A 20663-nucleotide genomic window follows, 5' to 3' on the forward strand; every position below is an offset into this window, starting at 1 on the left:
GCCGTATTCGAGGGTGAATCTTGTGCGGCTGGCGGAATGGCGCGATGATGTAGCGCTGACGATACTCATCGAGGACAACCCAGACGCGATCATATCACTCGATGAGTCCAACGCCACGTACCATTCCGCCGCGCATGCCTGACGGGCGCCGGGCAGCGCTGTGCTGCGCGCTGGCCCTCACTGTCGGATTCATCGCCGGTTGCAGCGAGAAGTCGCGAACCGAAAGCGGGGGCGGGACCCTGGTGGTCTCGACCGCCTCCGACGCGGACAATCTCTTTCCGCCACTCGTAATGTCGAGCCAGGGTCGGCAGGTGGTGGAGCAGATATTCGAGCCGCTGGCCGACGTCGGCGATTCTCTGAACGTGTTCGGAGATGCCGGGTTCATTCCGCGGCTTGCGGACAGCTGGAGCTGGTCGGCCGATTCGTTGTCGATCGCATTTCACCTGAACCCGCGTGCCCGTTGGCACGACGGGAAGCCGGTAAGAGCGAGCGACGTCAGGTTCACGCTATCGTTGGCCAAGAATCCAGTGGTAGCGGCGCCGATCGCTCCGCTGCTGTCAAACGTGGATTCGGTGAGCGTCACCGACTCGCTGACGCCGGTGTTCTGGTTCAAGCGACGCTCGGCGCAGCAGTTCTATGATGCAGCCACGGTCGCGCTCATCGTGCCGGAACACATTTATGGCGGCATCGCGCCGGCGGCGCTGGCGTCCTCGGACGTGCTGCGGCATCCGGTGGGGTCCGGGCGGTTCAAGTTCCGCCGCTGGGTTCCGAATGCGACGATCGAGATCGTGTCGAACCGGGATCACTACCGTGCGCCGGCGAGGCTCGATCGCGTGATATGGACTATCGCGCCGGGAGACTTCAGCGCAGCATCCACACGGTTTCTCGCAGGCGAGGCGGATTTCTTCCCGAGCGTCCGGCCGGACATGATGGCGCAGATCGCGAAATCGCCGAATCTGCGATTGGTCGAATATCCCGGGTTCAAGTTCGGCTACATGGTTTTCAACATGCGGGATCCGAAGAATCCGAAGGCGCCACATCCGCTATTCCACGACGTTGCGGTGCGACGCGCGCTCACGATGGCGATCGACCGGGCGTCGCTGGTACGCAACGTCTTCGACTCGCTCGCGATCGCGAGCATCGGCCCGACCGTACGCGCGATGGGAACCAGCGACACGACAATTGCGCAGATACCCTACGACCCGAGCGGTGCAATGCGCATTCTCGACTCGCTCGGGTGGCGCGCCGCACGCGATGGGATACGAGCGCGCGATGGAAGGCAGCTCGCGTTCACGATCATGGTCCCCTCATCGAGCAAGGATCGCGAGCGTCTGGCGGTACTGATGCAGGATCAGTTCAAGCGCGTCGGCGTCAAGGTGAGCATTCTCTCGGTCGAGCCGAACGTGTTCGAGCAACAGCAGGCGACTCACGCGTTCGATGCGGCGATCGAGACCTGGCTGGCAGACCCCAGCCCTGGCGGCATCCGTGAGAGTTGGGGATCGGAAGCCGCGCGAACCGAGGGAAGCAAGAACTACGGCGACTATGCGAACTCCATCTTCGACACGCAGGTCGACAGCGCGCTCGGAGCGTCATCGCGGCCAGCCGCACGCGTGTTGTTCTCGCGTGCATTCCAGACGCTGATCTCGGACGCGCCGGCGATCTGGCTGTTCGAGCCGCGTAACGTAGTCGGCATTCAGAAACGCATTCATACCGCACCGCTGCGGGCGGACGCGTGGTGGGCCCATCTTGCAGACTGGTACGTTCCGGCCGACGAACAGATCGCGCGCGACCATGCGGGTGACGATACTGCGCCGCGGGCGGATTCACCGTCGTCGAAAGGGAGCAGCTAGCTTGGGGTCAGCGGGAAGGCGTGGTGTAGTCGGCACCGTCGTATCGCGCCTCTTGCAGGCAGTAATCGTCGTCGCGATCGTCACGACGATCGTCTTCGTGCTCATCCACATTGCGCCGGGCGATCCATTCACGTCGGCGATGGACAACCCCAACGTCACCGAAGCGATGCGTGGCAGGTGGCGCGCGATGTACGGGTTGGACCGGCCGCTGCTGGAACAGTATGTCCGCTACCTGAGCAACGTGGCACGCGGGAATTTTGGCTGGTCATTCTCGATGCACAGGCCGGTCATCGACGTCTTGAAGGACGCGTTGCCGAACACGCTGCTGCTTGCCGGAACGGCGCTGGTGCTCGGGTTCGCCGGCGGGATCGGGCTCGCAGTGATTCAGGCAACGAGACCGGGATCCCGCACTGATCGCACGCTCGGTGCGGGATCGATGTTCTTCTACGCGATGCCTGACTTCTGGCTCGCGCTCATGATGATGCTGATCTTCGCGTACTGGCTTCCGTGGTTCCCCGTCGCCGGCGCCGTGGATCCGGTGATGCACGAATACATGGGGCCACTCGCGGCTCTGGGCGACAGACTCAAGCACCTGGCGCTTCCGGCAATCACACTTGCTCTGCTCTCCGGCGCGGCGGTGGCACGGTACCAGCGTGCGGAGCTGCTGCGCGTTCTGCCGGATGATTTCGTCCGCACCGCCCGCGCGAAGGGTGTGAGCGAGCGACGTGTGATGTGGGTTCACGTGCTTCGCAACGCTCTCATACCAACAATCAGCCTGCTCGGCCTTTCACTGCCGGTATTGTTCACCGGCGCGGTGTTTATCGAGCGCGTCTTTGCCTGGCCGGGAATGGGTTGGGTGATTCTGAACGGTGTCGCGACGCGCGACTATCCACTGGTTACGGCGGGCGTAATCGTTGCAGCGGCAACCGTAACGCTCGGGAGCCTGGGAGCCGACCTGTTGTACTCCGTCGCCGATCCGCGAATTCGTGGACGCTGATACGCTGAGAGATCGGCCGCACTGGACGCACCGCATGGTGCGACACGCAGGCGTCGCGTCAGGCGTGATCGCGGTCATCGTAGTCGTTGCGTTGCTCGCGCCATGGGTAGCGCCCTATGATCCGATTGCGCAGCCTGACATCATTGGGCTCAAGAATCTCGCGCCATCGTTCAGCCACCCCTTCGGTACTGATTCGTTCAGCCGCGACGTTCTGAGCAGATGCATCTACGGTGCGCGCATTTCGCTTTCGGTCGCCGCTCTTGCGACGGCGATCGCAATAACGCTTGGAACGCTCTATGGTGCAATCGCGGGTTACGTCGGCGGAGCGGTCGATGCGGTGCTCATGCGCATCGTGGACGCGGCGCTTTCGATTCCGCGAGTCCTGCTACTGATCGCAATTCTGGCGTTGTGGAATGGTTTGCCGCTCTGGTTACTCATCGTAGTGCTCGGAGCCACGGGCTGGTTCGGGCTCAGCAGGATGGTGCGTGCTCAGGTATTATCGATGCGCGAGCTCGACTTCGTGGCGGCAGCGCGAGCGTTGGGGGCATCGGGGCCGAGGATTCTTTTCCGTCACATCTTACCGAATGTGCTTCCCACCATTATCGTCGCTGCTACGTTGGGCGTGGGGCACGTGATCATACTCGAGGCAGGGCTTTCGTACCTGGGGCTGGGCGTTCAGCCGCCGAGCGCGAGCTGGGGTAGCATAATTCAGGATGGAGCCGATCAGATTGGCGCTGCGTGGTGGATATCACTTTTTCCGGGACTGCTCATCGTCACGACTGCCATCGCGTGCAACGCGCTGGGCGATGCGCTGCGTGCAGCGTTCGATCCGCGTGAGGACGCGGTGACGATGGCCGAGCTCGATTCATGACGGACCCGTTGCTGGCGGTCAGCGATCTGCGGACTTATTTCCACGACGGCGAGGTGATTGCCCGTGCAGTGGACGGGGTCTCGTTCGACGTGGCAGAGGGCGAGACTGTCGCGGTGGTGGGTGAATCCGGCTCGGGTAAATCGGTCACCGCACTTTCCATTCTCAGGCTCATTCGTCCGCCCGGCAGGATCGAGACCGCCAGCAGCATCAGATTCCAGGGGCGCGAACTTCTGCAACTGAGCGACGGCGAGATGCGCACCATCCGAGGCAACCGGATCGCGATGATATTCCAGGAGCCGATGTCGGCGCTCAATCCTGTGCTCACGGTAGGTGAACAGATCGCGGAAGTAGTGCGCGTACACACCCACGCGTCGCGTCACGATGCGTGGGAGCGCGCGGTGGAGATGCTCGCCCTCACTGGAATCTCGGCTCCGCGCGAGCGGGCATCGGAATATCCGCACCAGCTCTCTGGCGGCATGCGTCAGCGCGTAATGATTGCGATGGCCCTCGTGCTGAAGCCGGCGCTGCTTATCGCAGACGAGCCAACGACCGCACTCGACGTCACGATCCAGGCACAGATACTCGAGTTGCTCCAGCGGCTGCAGCAGCAGCTTGGAATGGCAGTGCTGCTCATCACGCACGACCTTGGTGTCGTTGCAGAAGTCGCGGACCGAGTCGTCGTGATGTATGGCGGCGAGGTGGTCGAGCGTGCCACGGTGGCTGAGTTGTTCGAGGCGCCGCAGCATCCGTATACCGAAGGGCTGATGAGTGCGATGCCCCGACTCGACAGTGACACCGAACGACTCGTGACGATCCCGGGCGTCGTGCCGCCTTCGACCGCGTGGCCGAGTGGTTGTCGATTCCGGGATCGCTGCAGTTACGCCTGGGATCGGTGCGCGACGGAACATCCCCCGCTCTACTCGGTTGGACACGAGCACGAATCACGCTGTCATCTTGCCGTCGAGCCGCTGCGCCGGTCCGAACCGCATACGCCGTTAACTGTGCGCGTCGGCGCCGGCTCGTGACGAGCGCGCGCACCAACCCGGCATTGCTGCAGGTTACGCACCTGCGCAAGGACTTTCCAGTACGCCAGGGTTTGCAGCACAGTCTCTTCGGGCGCAACGCCGCTGCGATCCGCGCTGTGAACGACGTCTCGTTCGACATAGCGCGGGGTGAAACTCTGGGTGTTGTTGGCGAATCGGGTTGCGGAAAGACGACGATGGGTCGCGCGATCCTCCGACTGATCGAGCCAACCTCCGGCTCCGTGGTCTTCGATGGGATCGACGTTGCAACGTTGCACGGCGCCGCGTTGCGCAGCATGCGACGGAAGATGCAGGTAGTCTTCCAGGATCCGTTCTCGTCGCTCAACCCGCGGATGACGGTCGGCGCGGCGGTCAAGGAGGGAATGTTGATCCACCACCTCGCCGAAGGTCGCGCTGCCGATCATCGCGTCAAGACACTGTTCGAGGAAGTCGGGTTGAATCCGGATTATGCCTCGCGCTATCCGCATGAGTTCTCGGGCGGTCAGCGGCAGCGCATAGGTGTCGCGCGAGCGCTCTCGGTCGAGCCGGAGATGATCGTCTGCGATGAGCCGGTGTCCGCGCTCGACGTGTCAGTGCAGGCGCAGGTCATCAATCTGCTGCAGGATCTTCAGCGAGATCGGGGCCTCACCTACCTGTTCATAGCCCACGATCTGTCGGTGGTGCGTCACATCGCAGATCGTGTCGCGGTCATGTATCTCGGGCGGATCGTCGAGATTGCGTCGGCAGACGATCTTTATTCCAACCCGACGATGCCGTACACACAGGCGCTGCTCTCGGCGGTGCCACGTCCGGAGCCGGGCCGTCAGACGGCGCGCATCGTGCTACAGGGTGAGCCGCCATCGCCAGCGAACCCACCACCTGGATGCGTATTTTATTCGCGCTGTCAGCATCCGCTCAAGGATGACGACTGTACGCGAGTGGTTCCGCCGCTGGAAGAAAAGACGCCCGCGCACTTTGCTGCATGCATCAAACAGCCAAGCCAGCTGCCATAACCAATCCTGCATCTCCCCCAGCCTCACATCGCCATGGCAACACAGAAGTCAGTTTTCGACCAGCCACAAGCCGCGACTGTCACCCACGACGAGCCACCCACCGGGTTCGAGCAATGGACGGGGAACAAGGCGTTCTTCGGGCACCCGACCGGCCTGTCAACGCTCTTCTTCATGGAGATGTGGGAGCGGTTCTCGTATTACGGGATCCGGCCCCTGCTGGTGCTGTTCATGTCCGCAGCGCTCATGTCGGGCGGCTTCGGCTTCGACCGTACCGTCGCCTCGTCCATCGTCGGCATCTACGCGGCCTGTGTCTACCTGGCGTCATTGCCGGGCGGGTGGATCGCGGACCGGTGGCTTGGATTGCAACGTTCCGTTTTGTGGGGCGGCGTGCTCATCGCATGCGGACACATCTCGATAGCGCTATCGACGGTCTTCGCGCACTCGGCGTTTTTCGTCGGCCTCGTATTCATCGTGCTGGGCACCGGAATGCTCAAGCCCAACGTATCGGCAACTGTCGGCGATCTCTATCCTGAAGGCGGTGCGCGCAGAGATGCTGGCTTCTCGATCTTCTACATGGGTATCAATACCGGCGCGCTGATCGCACCGCTGATCACCGGCTATCTCGGAGAGCGCGTTGGTTGGCACTGGGGATTCGGCGCGGCTGGCGTCGGCATGATCATTGGCGTCATCATGTTCAAGTTGCGCATGACGCAAACGCTCGGCCCGATTGGCGCCGCCTCGACAGCAAGTGTCGCGGAGCAGAACAAGGTAAAACGCATCACCTTCGCGAGCGTCGCGGTGATCGGCGTCATCGTTCTGCTCACTATCCTCGGAGTGATTCACATCAATCCCGTCGCGCTTGCTGAACGTATGGGATACGTGCTACTGGCTCTCGCCGTGGTCTACTTCGCGTACATGTTCTTTTTCGCTGGCCTCAACACGGGGGAAAAGAAGCGAGTCGCCGTGATCGTCGTCCTGTTTGTCTTTGCAACGATCTTCTGGGCAGGGTTCGAGCAGGCGCCCACATCTCTCAACCTGTTTGCGCACGATTTCACCAACCGCACGGTATTTGGCTGGGAAGTACCTACGTTATGGCTGCAGTCCGCCGAGTCATTCTTCGTCATCACGCTTGCCCCGGTATTCGCATGGATCTGGGTTGCTCTCGCGCGCAGAAGGCTCGACCTGTCGAGTCCCACCAAGTTTGCGATCGGTCTCGCATTCGCCGGCGTCAGTTTTCTTGTAATGCTCGTGGCGTCCAACCGCATCGTCGCAAGCGCGGCAGTGGGCGAGGCCATGCACGTGTCGATGTGGTGGCTTGTGATCTGCTACATGTTCCAGGCATTCGGCGAGCTGTCGCTCAGCCCCGTCGGATTGAGCTCGATGACCAAACTCGCGCCGCGACGCTTTGTCGGTCAGATGATGGGCATCTGGTTCCTGGCCGACGCGCTCGGCAACCTCGTTGCTGGACTGGTCGGCGGTCACGTGAATCCGAACAACCTCAGCGAGATGCCGCTGCTGTTCAGGAATACAGCGATAGCGCTCTTCATTGCCGCCGCGGTGTGTGCCGCGCTGGTCATTCCGATCCGGAAGATGATGGAAGAGAAGACGTCAGCGTAACGCGCGATTTCGACCGGATCAGGGCCAGTTGTAAACCGAGTTCGGGATCGCGCGCTCGCGGCTGGTCTGAACGTCGCCGGGCTCGTGCCAGAACCAGCGCGTGAAGTCGTGATTCGTGAAGCGGATCTCGAACTTTGAATCGCCGCGGTCGTTCAGCGGGAAGGCGAAATCGACGCGCCATGTCCGCCGCGACCGCGGTGGCAAAGCGGCGAGAAGGCCGACGCCGACAGCGTATTTGACGTTCGTATTGACTCCGAACGGGGCGTCACCGGCCCACAAACGTCCCGCGTCCACCCAGACCGCGCTGGCGAGACCGGCGAACTGACGAACGTGTCCCAGGCGGTAACGGTCCTCCAATCGCATTACGACGCGCTGTCCACCGCCGAGATCCGACGAGCCGTAGCCTCGCATTCCGCCGTCGCGGTCGGCAAGTGAGAGCTGAAACGGGACCCTCTGGCGCGAACCACCGCTGTACTCCACATCGAAGATCGACGTGTGCTTGGCCGACGGATGCGCGTACCAGGCCGCCCTGCCGCTAGCGAGCACACCATCGAACCGGTGCGTGTCGAGATTGCGACGCCGCTCGCCCATGATTTCCATACCTGCAAAAGACTGCGGGGTCCCGTACCCGTAATAGAGGTCGGTCGACATGAAATAGTCTCGCTCGTCCTTGGGAGTCAGCTTGAATCCCCGCCCGAACAGCGTCGCCAACTGCATGCCGGTGCGCATGTCCTGTGTCCCCTCAACCGCGTCGAAGGCTCTCACCTGCATGAAGCGGGAATTGCGAAAGCCCAGCAGCAGATTGACGCGATCGGTCCGATGCTCACCATAGCGCCCGATGAGCGCGGTGCTAGTATCGGGCACAACCGTGTTGAGCACGAGCACCGGCATACGGCCCGTCCGCTCGCGCTCCTTGGAAACAGTCGCTCCTATCAGGAAGACATGTCGTACGAGGCCGAACGCCAGAACTCCGCCGACATCAGCGTACGCACGCGTGAAGGGAAGCGCAGCGTTGGGGTCCCGTCCTCGGAGAAAATATCTGTAACCGGTCGAAGAACCGGCCGACGCACGCCACGACGTCCGTTGCAGATCAGTGAGGAATGGATGCGTTATGAGTGCATCCCAGGTCCCGCCGATCTCGTTTCGCGTTCCCTGAACCGAAAGCTGATATGGCCTGCCGAACAACTGATATTCCACAACGCGCGCCTTGTAGATGTCGCGGTAGAATCGACTCTTCTCCCACGCTCCCGTTGCAGACAGCGCCGCTCCCGACAGATTCTCCTCACCAAAACGCACCGAGCGAATGACCGGCGATTTGGACGTGATGGTGCCGTCGACCACTAGCGACACTTCGTCGAACGTGACCACGTCGATGTTTACGCCACCGGTGCCGTCAGGAGTCACCAGCAGATTCGCATCGGCAATGAACGGCTGCGCCCGTAGTATGCGCTCGGCTTCGTGCAAACGCCGATCCTCACAGGCATCGCCCACGCGGATCGGCAGGAAGCGGCTTATTACCTCGGGTCGCGTCGTGGCATGGAGGTTCGTGGCCAATCTCGCGACGCGGGCAGTGAGATTGGCGCCGCCCGCCTCGAACGGCGGATAGGCATGGATTTCAATCGACGTTATGGTTTCACCGTGACAGAGCAGTGGGGCTGGTGCCGCGTTCCCCGACCCCATGCTGGCGAGCGCCGTGCTTGTCGGGGGCGCGTTGACGGCATTCTCCCCTTGCCCGCCGGCCGCCGCAGAGCAGATTCCGAGAAGAGTGCCGATCGACGCCATCTTCCAAGCCCAGAGCTGTGTCATTCCGTCCAATTGTAGCGGTTAGCGCCGCAGTCCGCAGCGAGCGCGACGTACCGTTTGCGCACTTGAGAACGACCTACCTCACAGCCCTGGAGAACGCACGGCTCGTACCACTCGTCGCCGCCCCACTCCACGACCCCACTGCCGCGGAAGATCTCATGGAGCACGTAGACGCCCTGGTGCTCACCGGTGGCGCCGACCTCAATCCTGCACTGTACGACGCGCCCCGGCATCCCATGCTCGGCGCCGTGTCCGACATCAGAGATCACTGGGAGATCGCGCTGGTCAATGCCGCGAAGCGACGTGGGACTCCGCTGCTCGCCATTTGCCGGGGCGCACAGCTGCTCAACGTGGCGCTCGGCGGCTCGCTGATACAGGATATTCCAAGCCAGCATCCGAGCGACATCAACCACGATCCCGATCGGCCTCGCACATCGCGTACGCATTCCGTCGAAATTCAGACCGAATCGCGACTAGCGCGTGCCATCGGGCTGACGAACCTGGAAGTCAATTCCGTGCATCATCAGTCCATCGAGCGCGTCGCAGACGAGCTTCGGGTGGTCGCAGTTGCGCCAGACGGAGTGATCGAGGGCGTCGAATCGGCCGCGGATTCACCGTGGTGGTGCGTCGGAGTTCAATGGCACCCGGAAGACCTCATCGGCACCGACGAGTCCTGGGACCGCGATATTTTCAGCTCATTCGCCAGAGTGATCGGTAAGCGATGATCGGTATATCGTGACGCTCCGATCGCTGCACATCGACGCTGGCCGCAGTTGGCGTGGCGGCCAGCGCCAGGTATTTCTACTGGCGACGTCGCTGCGCTCACACGGATGCGAGCCGCTCGTGGTGGGCGTCGGCGGCTCTCCGCTGCTCGAACGGCTCCAGGCGGCAGGGATCGCCACAGCGTCGGTCCCGATGCGGTCGGATTGGGATCTACGCTCCGCCAAGCGCCTGCGGTCGATCATTCGGGCGTGGCACCCGGACATCGTTCACGCGCACGATGCGCGAGCACACGCGATCTCGCTGATCGCACTTGCCGGTGACACGACTCCTCTCGTCGTCACCCGGCGCGTTACGTTCCCGCTCAAATCGGTACGCGTGAAATACGGCCTCCGCGTCACGCGGTTCATAGCCATATCGAATGCGGTGAAGACGGCAATGGTGCGCTCGGGGGTCGATGCACATCGGATCGTCGTAGTACACTCGGGTGTCCCGACACCGTCCGCGCCCGCACCGCGAGACTGGCGCAAGGAGCTCGGCTGGCCTCGCGACACGGTGCTTGCCGGCGTCGTGGGCGCGATGACGGCTGAAAAAGGGATCGATTCGCTCCGGCACGTTGGCAGCTGGCTCAGCGAGAACGCGATCGGCCGGACGCGCGTCATTCTGCTTGGCGGCACGGCAAAGGGACCGATCAAACTGGGCCCGTTGCGAGCCCACCAGGCTGGCTTCGTCTCCGACATCCACAATGGGATGGCCGGCCTCGACATCCTGTGGCACCCAGCCGTCGAGGAGGGGCTTGGAACGGTCCTCATCGATTCGCTGGCCCTCAGGGTTCCGCCGGTGGCGTTCGACGTCGGTGGAATCTCCGAGATTGTGGAAAACGGCAAAAACGGACTTCTTGTCCCCTTAGGTGATTTCAGAGCCTTCGCCGCAGCGCATGAGTCACTGCTGGAGGCGGGCTTGCGGAGCCGGTTGGCGGCTGATGGCCCAGCACGCGCGGCGCTTTTCAGCGTGGAGGGGATGACCCAAGGCGTGGAACGGGTGTACCAACAGATCCTTACTGCCTAACTTGAACGACATGCTTCACATCTGCATTCCAACCTACAACGAAGGCCCGACCGTGGGAGTTCTGCTCTGGCGCATCCGCAAGGTGTTCCAGGAGTATTCCCGCGAGTACGAAGTCATCGTTTACGACGATGGAAGCACTGACGACACGGCGGCCACGCTGGAGCCGTACTGCAAGGTCCTTCCACTCACGGTTTTGCATGGCGCCACGAGGCAGGGCTTCGGTCACGCCCTGGGCGCGCTGTGCGCCGATGTTTCGCGTCGGACCAAGTACCCACGACGAGACGCAATGGTCGTGATGCAGGCGGATTTTACGGACCAGCCGGAGTCACTCCCGGAACTGCTCAAGAGGTTCGAGGGAGGCGCCGACATCGTAACCACGGAGCGCGCACAGCAGAGTATGCCGGCAGCGGTACGCAGGCTTGCGAAATTCGGTCCGTGGATGATGCGCCCGTTCGTGTCGGCCAGGGACGTAGCCGATCCGTTCGCGTCGTTCAAGATGTATCGCATCTCGCTGATGCGCGATTATGCCAAGTCGTCGGGCGACATTCCACTCGTGACGAGTGATGGATGGGCGGCTAACCTGGAGCTCTTTCTCAAGCTCGCGCCTCTCGCGCGCAAGATCGAGAAAGTCGCGGTCGAGCCGCGTTACGATCTGCGGCCGCGTGAGACGCGCGTGCGCCCGTTCGCCGACGCGATGGCCTTGTATCGCGCCGGACGCGCGTCGGGCGGATGGCGGAAGGCAGCCACGTGATGGCGTCGGCGCTCATCAAGCTCGCAATCGCAGGCAGCCTTTCCATAACCATCTCCGCCTCGGCGCAGACACCGACGACCGCGGGGCCGGCGGCGGCGACCAGTGTTGCGCAGGCTGACAGTACGATGTCCGTACCATTCGGCGTCGGCGAGACCGCCGAGTACGACGTCAAGTTCGGTGCGCTCAAGGTGGGCACGGCGAGCACGGTGGTGAAGGACATCGAGCAGGTGCGCGGCATATCTGCGTGGCACACCGTGTTCAGCCTGAAGGGCGGGACGTTCTTCTACCATGTCGACGACGTCTTCGAGAGTTGGGTAGATCGAAGCACTTTCTCTTCCCTGCGTTTTTACCAGACGCAACAGGAAGGGTCGAGCGATCGACAGAAGCGGTACGAGATCTATCCCGATCGCGGCACGTACATGGAGATGGACAAGAAGCCGCCACGCGAACACGCAGGTGTGAAGGATCCGCTCGACGACGGATCGTTTCTGTTCTTCGTGCGGACGTTACCGCTCGAGGTGGGACATACCTACGAGTCCAATCGGTACTTCCGTCCCGAGCGCAACCCGATCCGGGTTCGCGTCCTGCGCAAGGAAACGATTGACGTGCCTGCGGGGAGATTCGATTGCGTCGTGCTGCAGCCGGTCATCAAGACGCAGGGGATATTCTCGGAGAATGGAAAGGCCGAGGTGTGGCTGTCGGATGATAGCAGACACGTTCTGGTACAGCTCAAGTCGAAGCTGTCGTTCGGTTCGATCAATCTTTATTTGAGATCGTACAAAGCCGGGAACTGAACCGACGTACTTCATCCCCGCTTTCGCGGGGATGAAGACTTCCACGACGTCTAGAACCGATCGAGCGTCTTGCGCTGGCACTGGCTCCGGATCATAGCAGCGGTGTCGGGGCTGATGATGCGAATGATCAGATAGGCTATTCCGCCCACGACGGCGACCTTGATGGCTATCCCCAAAACGAACATCGCGATACCGAACACCATGCCGAGCAGGATGCCACCAACGATGAGTGCGATACCGAGGAAAAAGATGGTACGCAGCATTTCTCAGCTCTCCGTTTAGAATAGTACGGAGCATGCGAGCTCCGACCGAATTTCTGTTGAATTTCCTACGCCCATTTGACACCCTCCGGGCATCAAATGGTTGCTGACGTAACGGTTGTCGGTAGAGGAATAATAGCGCTGTCAGCGGCGCTGGAGTTGGCCGACCGGGGTCTGGCTGTTCGTCTGGTTGGTACCACGCATTCCGGAAATGCATCCGCCGCCGCGGGCGGGATGCTGGCGCCATCCATCGATAGCGAAACCGGGCCGGCGCACGATTTCGCGATGGCGTCCCGGGACTACTATCCCGGCTACGCCGCCGCCCTGGCCGAGCGGACAGGACGGCAGATCCCGACGAACGATGCCGGGACTATCGAACTAGCGTTCGACGAAATAGAAGCAGACACGCTACGACGTTCGAACGACCGTTCGGCGAGGTGGGTTCCGCCGGAAGAGCTTGCGGCGCTGGAGCCGGCTGTCGCCTCGTGTCTGGGCGGACTGTTGCATCCCTCCGATGGCGCCGTGGAGCCGTTGGCGCTGCTCGACGCGCTCGGCATCGCAATCGCGGCGCACGACGGGATCACCACGGTGCGCGAGGATTGCCGAGAGCTGCATGCGTCCGAGCTTGGCTGCAACGTGCTCACGGACATGGAAAGCCGCTTCGCTTCCGATTACGTGGTCCTTGCGGCGGGTGCGTGGACGCCGCTGATCGCTGGATCCGGCGACTGCGTTGCAGCGGTTCAACCCGTCCGGGGCCAGATGCTGGCCTTCGAGAGCGACGCGGTGCGACACGTGATCTGTGGCGCCGGTGGATATCTGATTCCGCGCAGCGAAGGAATTACCGTTGCGGGCGGGACCATGGAGCACTCGGGTTTCGAGGTGGAGACGACGGCAGACGGTATCGAATCCATCCGCGCGCGCGCGGTGGCGCTATGTCCTGCGCTCGCCGGCGTGCCGATTCACTCGAGTTGGGCGGGGCTGCGGCCGATCACGCCGGACCTGCTGCCAATCATCGGCGCCGATCCGGAGCGGCCACGCGTGATCTACGCGTGCGGTCATTCGCGCAACGGAATACTGCTCGCGCCACTCACCGCGCAGGTCGTAGCCGATCTGGTGACGGGCGCCGCATCACACTACGACCTGAGTCGATTTCGGCCCGGGCGGCATTAGGCTAGATTTGACACTCTATGGCTGAACTGCTGTACCAGATCATGGGGCGCCATAGGGCTGAACCCCTTCCTGAGCGAAAGCCTTCCTGGCTCAAGGTCAGGGCGCCCGGCGGTCCCAACTATCTGCGCCTGACGCAGATGATGCGTGAGCTGAACCTGCACACGGTGTGCGAGGAAGCTCATTGCCCCAATATCGGCGAATGCTGGGAGCATGGCACCGCGACCTTCATGATCCTGGGCGACGTGTGTACCCGCAACTGCGCGTACTGCGCCGTCGCGCACGGTCGTCCTGCCTCATACGACATCGCGGAGCCTGAGCGGGTTGGCGACGCGGTTGCCGAGCTCAGGCTGCGTCACGCCGTGATCACTTCGGTGGACCGCGACGACCTGCCCGATTTTGGGGCCTACATTTTTGCTGAAACCATTCGGCAGATCAAGCAGCGGCTCCCTGATTGCTCCGTGGAGGTTCTGGTTCCAGACTTTCAGGGGAACCGGGACAGCATTGCGACGGTGCTCGAAGCCAGGCCCGACATCTACAACCACAACACCGAGACGGTGCCGCGGCTGTACAAGAAGTGCCGGCCCGGGGGTCGTTATCCCCGCGTGATGGAGATTTTCCGCACCGCCAAGGAGCTGGCGCCCGACATTCCGACCAAATCCGGGCTGATTCTCGGAATGGGCGAGACGCTGAAAGAAGTCGAACTCGTGATGCGCGACCTGCGCGAAGTGGATGTGGACATTCTCACGCTGGGCCAGTACCTGCGGCCGTCCGACAGTCACATTCCGCTGGATCGTTACGTGACACCGGCGGAATTCCGCGAGTTGTATGAAATCGGCATGTCGATGGGCTTCAGACATGTCGAGTCAGGTCCCCTTGTGCGCAGCAGTTACCACGCCTGGGAACAGGTTCAGGCGGCTGGAGTCAACTGAGCTGCGATCACATCCGCCCCGCGCTTCACACGCACAATCACGCGCGGCACGACAACTGAGAAGCCCAACGATCCGATACGCTACGATCACAGCTTCCAGTACCACCTGCACGTATAAATGTCATGGCTAAGAAAAACACATCTTCTCCGGCAGCCGCGAATGCTCGCGAGACCGCCGTCGCCTATCTGCACTCGATGCTGATGCAGCGCCGCTTCGAGGAAAAAAGCGCGGAAGCGTACGCGATCGGAAAGATCGGCGGCTTCTGTCACCTATACATCGGCCAGGAAGCGGTTTCCACCGGCACGATGGCCGCACTTCGACCAGACGACTACGTGATCACCGCGTACCGCGATCACGGACTGGCGCTGGCTCGCGGAATGACGGCGAACGAAATCATGGCGGAGCTGTTCGGCCGCGCCACAGGTTGCTCCGGCGGCAAGGGCGGTTCGATGCACCTCTTCGACAGCAAGCTGAACTTTCTGGGCGGCCACGGCATCGTGGGCGGCCACATTCCGATCGCCACGGGCGTGGCATTCGCGATCTCGTATCGTGGCGGCGACCAGGTGTGCGTCTGCTTTTTTGGCGAAGCTGCCGTCAACATCGGTGCTTTTCACGAGGCACTGAACATGGCATCGCTGTGGAATCTGCCGGTCGTGTTCATCATCGAGAACAATCGTTACGGTATGGGAACGGCGATCAGCCGCTCCACGGCGCAGCAGGATGTGGTGAAGCGCGCGGAATCGTACGCGATGATCGGCACGTCCGTCGACGGTCAGGACGTGTTCGCCGTGCGCAAGGAGATGGACGAAGCGATCGAGCGTGCGCGCAAGGAGCAGCGCCCGACGCTGGTCGAGGTCCGCACCACGCGCTTCATGGGGCACTCCATGTCTGACGCGGCGAGCGGAACCTACCGCTCCAAGGAAGAGCTGGATCAGAGCATGCAGCGCGATCCGATCGTGTTGCTCAAGACGAAGATGCTGAGCGATGGAATGATCACGGAAGCCGACTACAACAAGATGGATGACGAGGCCAAGGCTGCGGCACAGGCCGCATGGGATTTCGCCGATGCATCACCGGAACCGTCTCCGGAAGAGCTGTTCACGCACGTGCTGAGCGACGAATCGACGGTTGGTGCCGCGAACCACGCCGAACTCGCGGGGGTCGGACGATGACCGTCATGACATATCGCGATGCGCTCAACCAGGCATTGCGCGAAGAGTTGACCCGCGACGAGTCGGTGTTCCTGATGGGCGAGGAAGTCGCCGAGTACAATGGCGCGTACAAGGTGTCGCGCGGGTTGCTGGATGAATTCGGTCCCAAGCGAATCGTGGACACACCGATCACCGAGCTCGGATTCGCCGGCGTAGGCGTAGGCGCGGCGATGGCAGGCTTGCGTCCGATCATCGAATTCATGACGTGGAACTTCGCGCTTCTTGCACTGGACCAGGTCGTGAACGCGGCTGCCAAGATGCTGTACATGTCCAACGGACAGTACAAGATGCCGATGGTATTCCGCGGACCGAATGGCGCGGCACTGCAGTTGTCGGCGCAGCACTCGCAGGCCTGGGAGAGCTGGTTGGCACATATCCCTGGTCTCAAGGTTGTCGCTCCCGGCACGCCTGCCGATGCGAAGGGACTGCTCAAGGCTGCGATCCGCGACGACAATCCCGTCGTGGTGCTCGAAGGCGAGATGCTCTACAACACGAAGGGCGAGGTCGATGAGAATCCGGACATCGTGATTCCACTCGGCAAGGCGGAGCTCAAGCGCGAGGGCGAACATTGCTCGATCATCACCTCCGGAAAGATGGTGCTCGTTGCATTGCAGGCCGCGGATCAGCTCGCGAAGCAGGGCGTGAACGTGGACGTGGTGGATCTGCGCACGATACGACCGATGGACGTCGAGGCAATCGCAACGTCTGTCGCAAAGACCAACCGCGCGGTAGTCGTAGAGGAAGGTTGGGAACTTTGCGGCATCGGCGCGCAGGTTGTGGACTACATCCAGCGCGAGTGTTTCGACGATCTCGATGCGCCGGTGGTCCGCGTGCATCAGGCGGATGTACCTATGCCGTACGCCAAGAATCTGGAAAAGCTCGCGAAGCCGGATGCTGCAAAGACCGTCGCGGCGGTGAAGCGCGTCATGTACCTGGAGGACTGACGATCATGGCGACAAAAGTTCTGATGGAAGCGCTGTCACCCACGATGGAAGAAGGGCGCCTCGTCAAGTGGCTCAAGCACGAAGGCGACCCGATAAAGAGCGGCGACGTTCTGGCAGAGGTCGAGACGGACAAGGCGGTGATGGAGCTGGTTGCACGTGGTGAGGGTGTGCTGCGAAAGCAACTTGCCAACGAGGGTGATTCATCCGCAGTCGGAACGCTGCTCGGCGTTGTCGCAGCGCCCGATGAAGACATCTCCGCGCTGGTCAAGGGCGCCGAGCCGACACCGGTGCCGTCCGACAACACGCAGCAGCCTCTGGGCAAGCCAGCCGATGCGGGCGACGTGATCGCGAAGGCCAAGGAGTTCGAGGGAGTCACATCGATTCCGACGGCCGCGCGTCAATCTCAGGGGGAGGCTTCGACACCTCCGCAGGAACAGGAGCGACGCGGACATCAGCGCATCGATACCAGCGCGCACCACGCGGAGGGTAACGGCTCAGCTACGCCATCCGGCAGACCGCGCTCATCTCCACTAGCACGTCGTCTCGCGTCGGAGCGAGGCATCGATCTCAACGCGCTGCGCGGATCCGGCCCCGGTGGCCGTATCGTGAAGCGTGACATCGAGCAGGCGCCCGCCGCTGCCGCGATTGCCACAGCCCCACGCACTGCACGTGTTGGTGATTACCGGGACATTCCGCTCACGCAGATGCGGAAGACGATCGCCAAGCGACTCGGCGAATCCATCGGACCGATCCCGACCTTCTACCTCACCGTCGAGTTCGATCTCACCCGCGTGGCCGAGCTGCGCGAGGCGATGATCGCACAGGGCGCCGAGTACAAGGTGTCGTTCAACGACATCATCATCAAGGCAACTGCGACGGCACTTGCGCAGCACCCTGAAGTGAATGCGCACTGGACCGGCGACGCGATTCGGCAGTTCAATCGTGTGCACATCGGAATGGCTGTCGCTGTGGAAGAAGGGCTCATCACTCCCGTCATCTTCGATGCAAACGAAAAGGGACTCTCGGACATTGCAGCGGAGGCACGAGAGCTGGCCGGACGAGCGCGCGAGCGGAGACTCAAGCCTGAGGAATACACGGGCTCGACTTTTTCCGTCTCGAACCTCGGCATGTTCGGGATCGACCAGTTCACTGCGATAATCAATCCACCCGAAGCAGGGATACTTGCGATCGGAGCAGTCGAAGAAAAGCCGGTTGTAGTCGATGGCGATCTGGTGATACGCAAGCGACTGCGGGTAACGATGAGCTGCGACCATCGCGTGATCGACGGAGCGACGGGGGCGAAATTCCTGCAGACGTTGCGCAGGTTGATCGAGAACCCGTTGATGCTGGTGTTCTGATGAGTATCGTCATCCCCGAATGACGAGGTGGGACGCTTGAATGACGACAGGCGCAGATGTATTCGCGCCCTACATGACCTTTTCTGGGAATATCCATGTCTTCTTATGATGTGATCTTCATCGGCGGCGGCCCGGCCGGATATGTCGGCGCCATTCGCGCCGCACAGCTCGGGCTGTCCGTTGCGGTCGTCGAGCGCGACGGGCTCGGCGGCACCTGCGTTCTTTGGGGTTGCATTCCCGCCAAGGCGTTGCTGGAGTCGGCGTCGATCGCTGAGAAGGTTAAGAAGGGCGCGGAATTCGGTGTCAGCGCCGGCGAGGTGAAGCTCGACTACGGCGTCGCGATGAAGCGCTCGCGCAACGTGAGCAATCAGAATTCCAAGGGCGTCGAATTCCTGTTCAAGAAGAACAAGATCACCTGGATCAAGGGCAACGGACGCGTCACCGCGAAGAACACCGTCACGGTAAAGTCTGCGGATGGCAAGGAAGAAAAGCACGAGGCCAAGAAGGCAATCTGCATCTGCACCGGCTCGCGAGTGAAAGGCCTGCCGCAAGCTGGGCTCGAGCTCAACAAGACGACCGTTATCTCCTCTGACGAAGCGCTCACTCTCGAGCAAGCGCCAAAGACGATGGCGATCATCGGTGCGGGTGCAGTCGGCTGTGAGTTCGCTGACGTGTTCGCCGCGTTCGGAACACAGGTCACGATCATAGAAGTCGCGAAGCAGCTTCTGCCGATCGAGGATGACGATGTGGGCGTCGAGCTCGCCAAGGCGTTCAAGAAGCGCGGAATCACGATGCTCACGAGCGCAAAGATCGGCGACGTGAAAGTCGGCAAGGCTTCGGTCAAGTTCAGCGTCGATATCGCGGGCAAGAAGCAGGATATCGAAGTCGAGAAGGTGCTGGTCGCCGCCGGCCGCGCGGCAAACATCGAGGATATCGGTATCAAGGAGCTCGGCGTCGCGATGACAGATCGTGGCTTCATCAAGATCAACGAGCGAATGGAAACGTCGGTCAAGGGCATCTTCGCAATCGGCGACGTAGCCGGTCCACCGATGCTTGCGCACAAGGGCGAGCGCGAAGGGATTGTATTCGCAGAGTATCTCGCCGGACAGCCGCACGTGCACAACGTGAACTATGGCAACATTCCGAACGCGACGTACTGCCATCCGGAAGTCGCGTCGATCGGCCAGACAGAGCGCGAGCTGAAGGAAAAGAAGATTCCGTACAAGATCGGCAAATTCCCGTTCTCCGCCAACGGCCGCGCACGTACTTCAGGCGAGACGGAGGGCTTCGTGAAGATCATTTCCGATCCCAAGTACGGCGAGATACTCGGCGCGCACATCATCGGCGCACACGCGACCGAGATCATTCATGAGCTGGCAGTGGCTCGCGAGAACGAGTTCACAGTCGAGGAAGTGGAGCTGGCGATTCACGCGCATCCGACACTGTCGGAAGCGATAGCCGAAGCGACTCTCGACACGCTCGGAAAGATGATCAACTTCTAATCATGGCTGACAGGGAGTTGCTGGTGCTGAACCTCGGCGAGCAGTCGTACGCCGAGGTTCTTGCGTTTCAGCGAGACGCGGCCGCACGACGGATCACCGGGGAGATCGATCAGGATCTGCTGATCCTGGTTGAGCATCCTCCCGTCGTGACGCTCGGCCGCAAGAAGGCGGACAACAAGCTACCGGTCACGGAAGATTTTCTAACGTCGCGCGGAATCGAGCTGTTCGAAGTGGAGCGAGGCGGCGGCGTGACGTTTCATGGGCCGGGGCAACTTGTTGGCTATCCCATCTTCGATCTTCAGCGCCACAAGCTGGATCTTCACTGGTACCTGCGCCAGGTCGAAGAGGGTTTGATCCGCACGCTTGCCGCGTACGACATTCCCGGTGAACGCAACATCGGCTTTACGGGCGTATGGACCGGCGGAAGGAAGATCGCGTCGATCGGAGTACATGCACGCACGTGGGTGACGTGGCACGGATTCGCACTGAACGTCACGACAGACCTGTCATACTTCAACCTGATGACGCCGTGCGGGATCGATGGCGTCGTGATGACGTCGATGAGTCGCGAGCAGCCGGAAAGGGCATTGACGGTGGACGACGTAGCGGCGGAGACCGCCCGCCAGTTTGGGAATTTGTTCGAATTGACGCCGAGGATTGTGGCGACGGTTTGAAACGCGGCTCCGACGATGCCCAGCCACGCGCCTAATTGGTAGTCATGCGTAGGGCGCGGATGTATCCGCGCCTGGCCCATTTACGTGCGATCGAAACCGGATGATCGCG

Annotated in this window: 19 protein-coding genes; 17 read left to right on the forward strand and 2 right to left on the reverse strand. The window is 61.7% G+C overall.

Annotated features, from left to right (window positions below; all coding sequences use genetic code 11):
• Positions 1-101 precede the first annotated feature (101 nt).
• The 6 genes from V4529_11155 to V4529_11180 are packed head-to-tail and all read left to right on the forward strand — an operon-like array spanning position 102 to position 7370.
• On the forward strand, positions 102-1850 hold the full coding sequence (locus V4529_11155) for a peptide ABC transporter substrate-binding protein (protein MES2358880.1): 1749 nt from the start codon (positions 102-104) through the stop codon (positions 1848-1850).
• 1 nt (position 1851) lies between these two features.
• Positions 1852-2847, forward strand: a complete 996-nt coding sequence (locus V4529_11160) for an ABC transporter permease (GenBank protein ID MES2358881.1) — start codon at positions 1852-1854, stop codon at positions 2845-2847.
• Positions 2837-3718 (forward strand): ABC transporter permease, encoded by an 882-nt coding sequence (locus V4529_11165; protein MES2358882.1) that lies wholly within the window; start codon positions 2837-2839, stop codon positions 3716-3718. Before V4529_11160 ends, V4529_11165 begins: the two co-directional genes overlap by 11 nt.
• Positions 3715-4743, forward strand: a complete 1029-nt coding sequence (locus V4529_11170; GenBank protein ID MES2358883.1) for an ABC transporter ATP-binding protein — start codon at positions 3715-3717, stop codon at positions 4741-4743. The genes V4529_11165 and V4529_11170 overlap by 4 nt, the downstream gene beginning before the upstream one ends.
• Positions 4740-5753 (forward strand): oligopeptide/dipeptide ABC transporter ATP-binding protein, encoded by a 1014-nt coding sequence (locus V4529_11175; protein ID MES2358884.1) that lies wholly within the window; start codon positions 4740-4742, stop codon positions 5751-5753. The genes V4529_11170 and V4529_11175 overlap by 4 nt, the downstream gene beginning before the upstream one ends.
• Positions 5754-5786: 33 nt before the next feature.
• Positions 5787-7370, forward strand: a complete 1584-nt coding sequence (locus tag V4529_11180) for a peptide MFS transporter (protein ID MES2358885.1) — start codon at positions 5787-5789, stop codon at positions 7368-7370.
• 18 nt (positions 7371-7388) lie between these two features.
• On the opposite strand, the gene V4529_11185 is transcribed toward V4529_11180, so the two are convergent.
• Positions 7389-9176 (reverse strand): BamA/TamA family outer membrane protein, encoded by a 1788-nt coding sequence (locus V4529_11185; GenBank protein ID MES2358886.1) that lies wholly within the window; start codon positions 9174-9176, stop codon positions 7389-7391.
• Here V4529_11185 and V4529_11190 point away from each other — a divergent pair.
• From V4529_11190 to V4529_11205, 4 genes are read left to right on the forward strand one after another with little or no spacing between them, the layout of a single operon-like run.
• Positions 9170-9898, forward strand: coding sequence for a gamma-glutamyl-gamma-aminobutyrate hydrolase family protein (locus V4529_11190; GenBank protein MES2358887.1), 729 nt, complete (start codon positions 9170-9172; stop codon positions 9896-9898). The genes V4529_11185 and V4529_11190 overlap by 7 nt on opposite strands.
• 10 nt (positions 9899-9908) lie before the next feature.
• Entirely contained in the window at positions 9909-10961 is a 1053-nt protein-coding gene (locus V4529_11195; protein MES2358888.1) for a glycosyltransferase family 4 protein, read from the forward strand.
• A 10-nt stretch (positions 10962-10971) separates the two neighbouring features.
• Positions 10972-11712 (forward strand): glycosyltransferase family 2 protein, encoded by a 741-nt coding sequence (locus V4529_11200; protein MES2358889.1) that lies wholly within the window; start codon positions 10972-10974, stop codon positions 11710-11712.
• Positions 11712-12506, forward strand: a complete 795-nt coding sequence (locus tag V4529_11205; protein ID MES2358890.1) for a DUF3108 domain-containing protein — start codon at positions 11712-11714, stop codon at positions 12504-12506. The genes V4529_11200 and V4529_11205 overlap by 1 nt, the downstream gene beginning before the upstream one ends.
• Before the next feature lie 50 nt (positions 12507-12556).
• On the opposite strand, the gene V4529_11210 is transcribed toward V4529_11205, so the two are convergent.
• On the reverse strand, positions 12557-12769 hold the full coding sequence (locus V4529_11210) for a hypothetical protein (GenBank protein MES2358891.1): 213 nt from the start codon (positions 12767-12769) through the stop codon (positions 12557-12559).
• A gap of 96 nt (positions 12770-12865) precedes the next feature.
• Here V4529_11210 and V4529_11215 point away from each other — a divergent pair, with 96 nt between their 5' ends.
• From V4529_11215 to lipB, 7 genes are all read left to right on the forward strand, one after another.
• On the forward strand, positions 12866-13936 hold the full coding sequence (locus V4529_11215; GenBank protein MES2358892.1) for an FAD-dependent oxidoreductase: 1071 nt from the start codon (positions 12866-12868) through the stop codon (positions 13934-13936).
• Between the two features lie 17 nt (positions 13937-13953).
• Positions 13954-14865, forward strand: a complete 912-nt coding sequence (gene lipA / locus V4529_11220; protein MES2358893.1) for a lipoyl synthase — start codon at positions 13954-13956, stop codon at positions 14863-14865.
• Positions 14866-14987: 122 nt separating this feature from the next.
• Positions 14988-16037, forward strand: coding sequence for a pyruvate dehydrogenase (acetyl-transferring) E1 component subunit alpha (pdhA, locus tag V4529_11225; protein MES2358894.1), 1050 nt, complete (start codon positions 14988-14990; stop codon positions 16035-16037).
• Positions 16034-17020 (forward strand): pyruvate dehydrogenase complex E1 component subunit beta, encoded by a 987-nt coding sequence (locus V4529_11230; protein ID MES2358895.1) that lies wholly within the window; start codon positions 16034-16036, stop codon positions 17018-17020. Before pdhA ends, V4529_11230 begins: the two co-directional genes overlap by 4 nt.
• Before the next feature lie 5 nt (positions 17021-17025).
• Positions 17026-18378 (forward strand): dihydrolipoamide acetyltransferase family protein, encoded by a 1353-nt coding sequence (locus V4529_11235; protein MES2358896.1) that lies wholly within the window; start codon positions 17026-17028, stop codon positions 18376-18378.
• Between the two features lie 95 nt (positions 18379-18473).
• On the forward strand, positions 18474-19880 hold the full coding sequence (gene lpdA, locus V4529_11240) for a dihydrolipoyl dehydrogenase (protein MES2358897.1): 1407 nt from the start codon (positions 18474-18476) through the stop codon (positions 19878-19880).
• Between the two features lie 2 nt (positions 19881-19882).
• Positions 19883-20554, forward strand: coding sequence for a lipoyl(octanoyl) transferase LipB (lipB, locus tag V4529_11245; GenBank protein MES2358898.1), 672 nt, complete (start codon positions 19883-19885; stop codon positions 20552-20554).
• The last annotated feature ends 109 nt before the right edge of the window (positions 20555-20663 follow it).

The sequence above is a fragment of the Gemmatimonadota bacterium genome, assembly GCA_040388625.1.
Taxonomy (GTDB): domain Bacteria; phylum Gemmatimonadota; class Gemmatimonadetes; order Gemmatimonadales; family Gemmatimonadaceae; genus Fen-1247.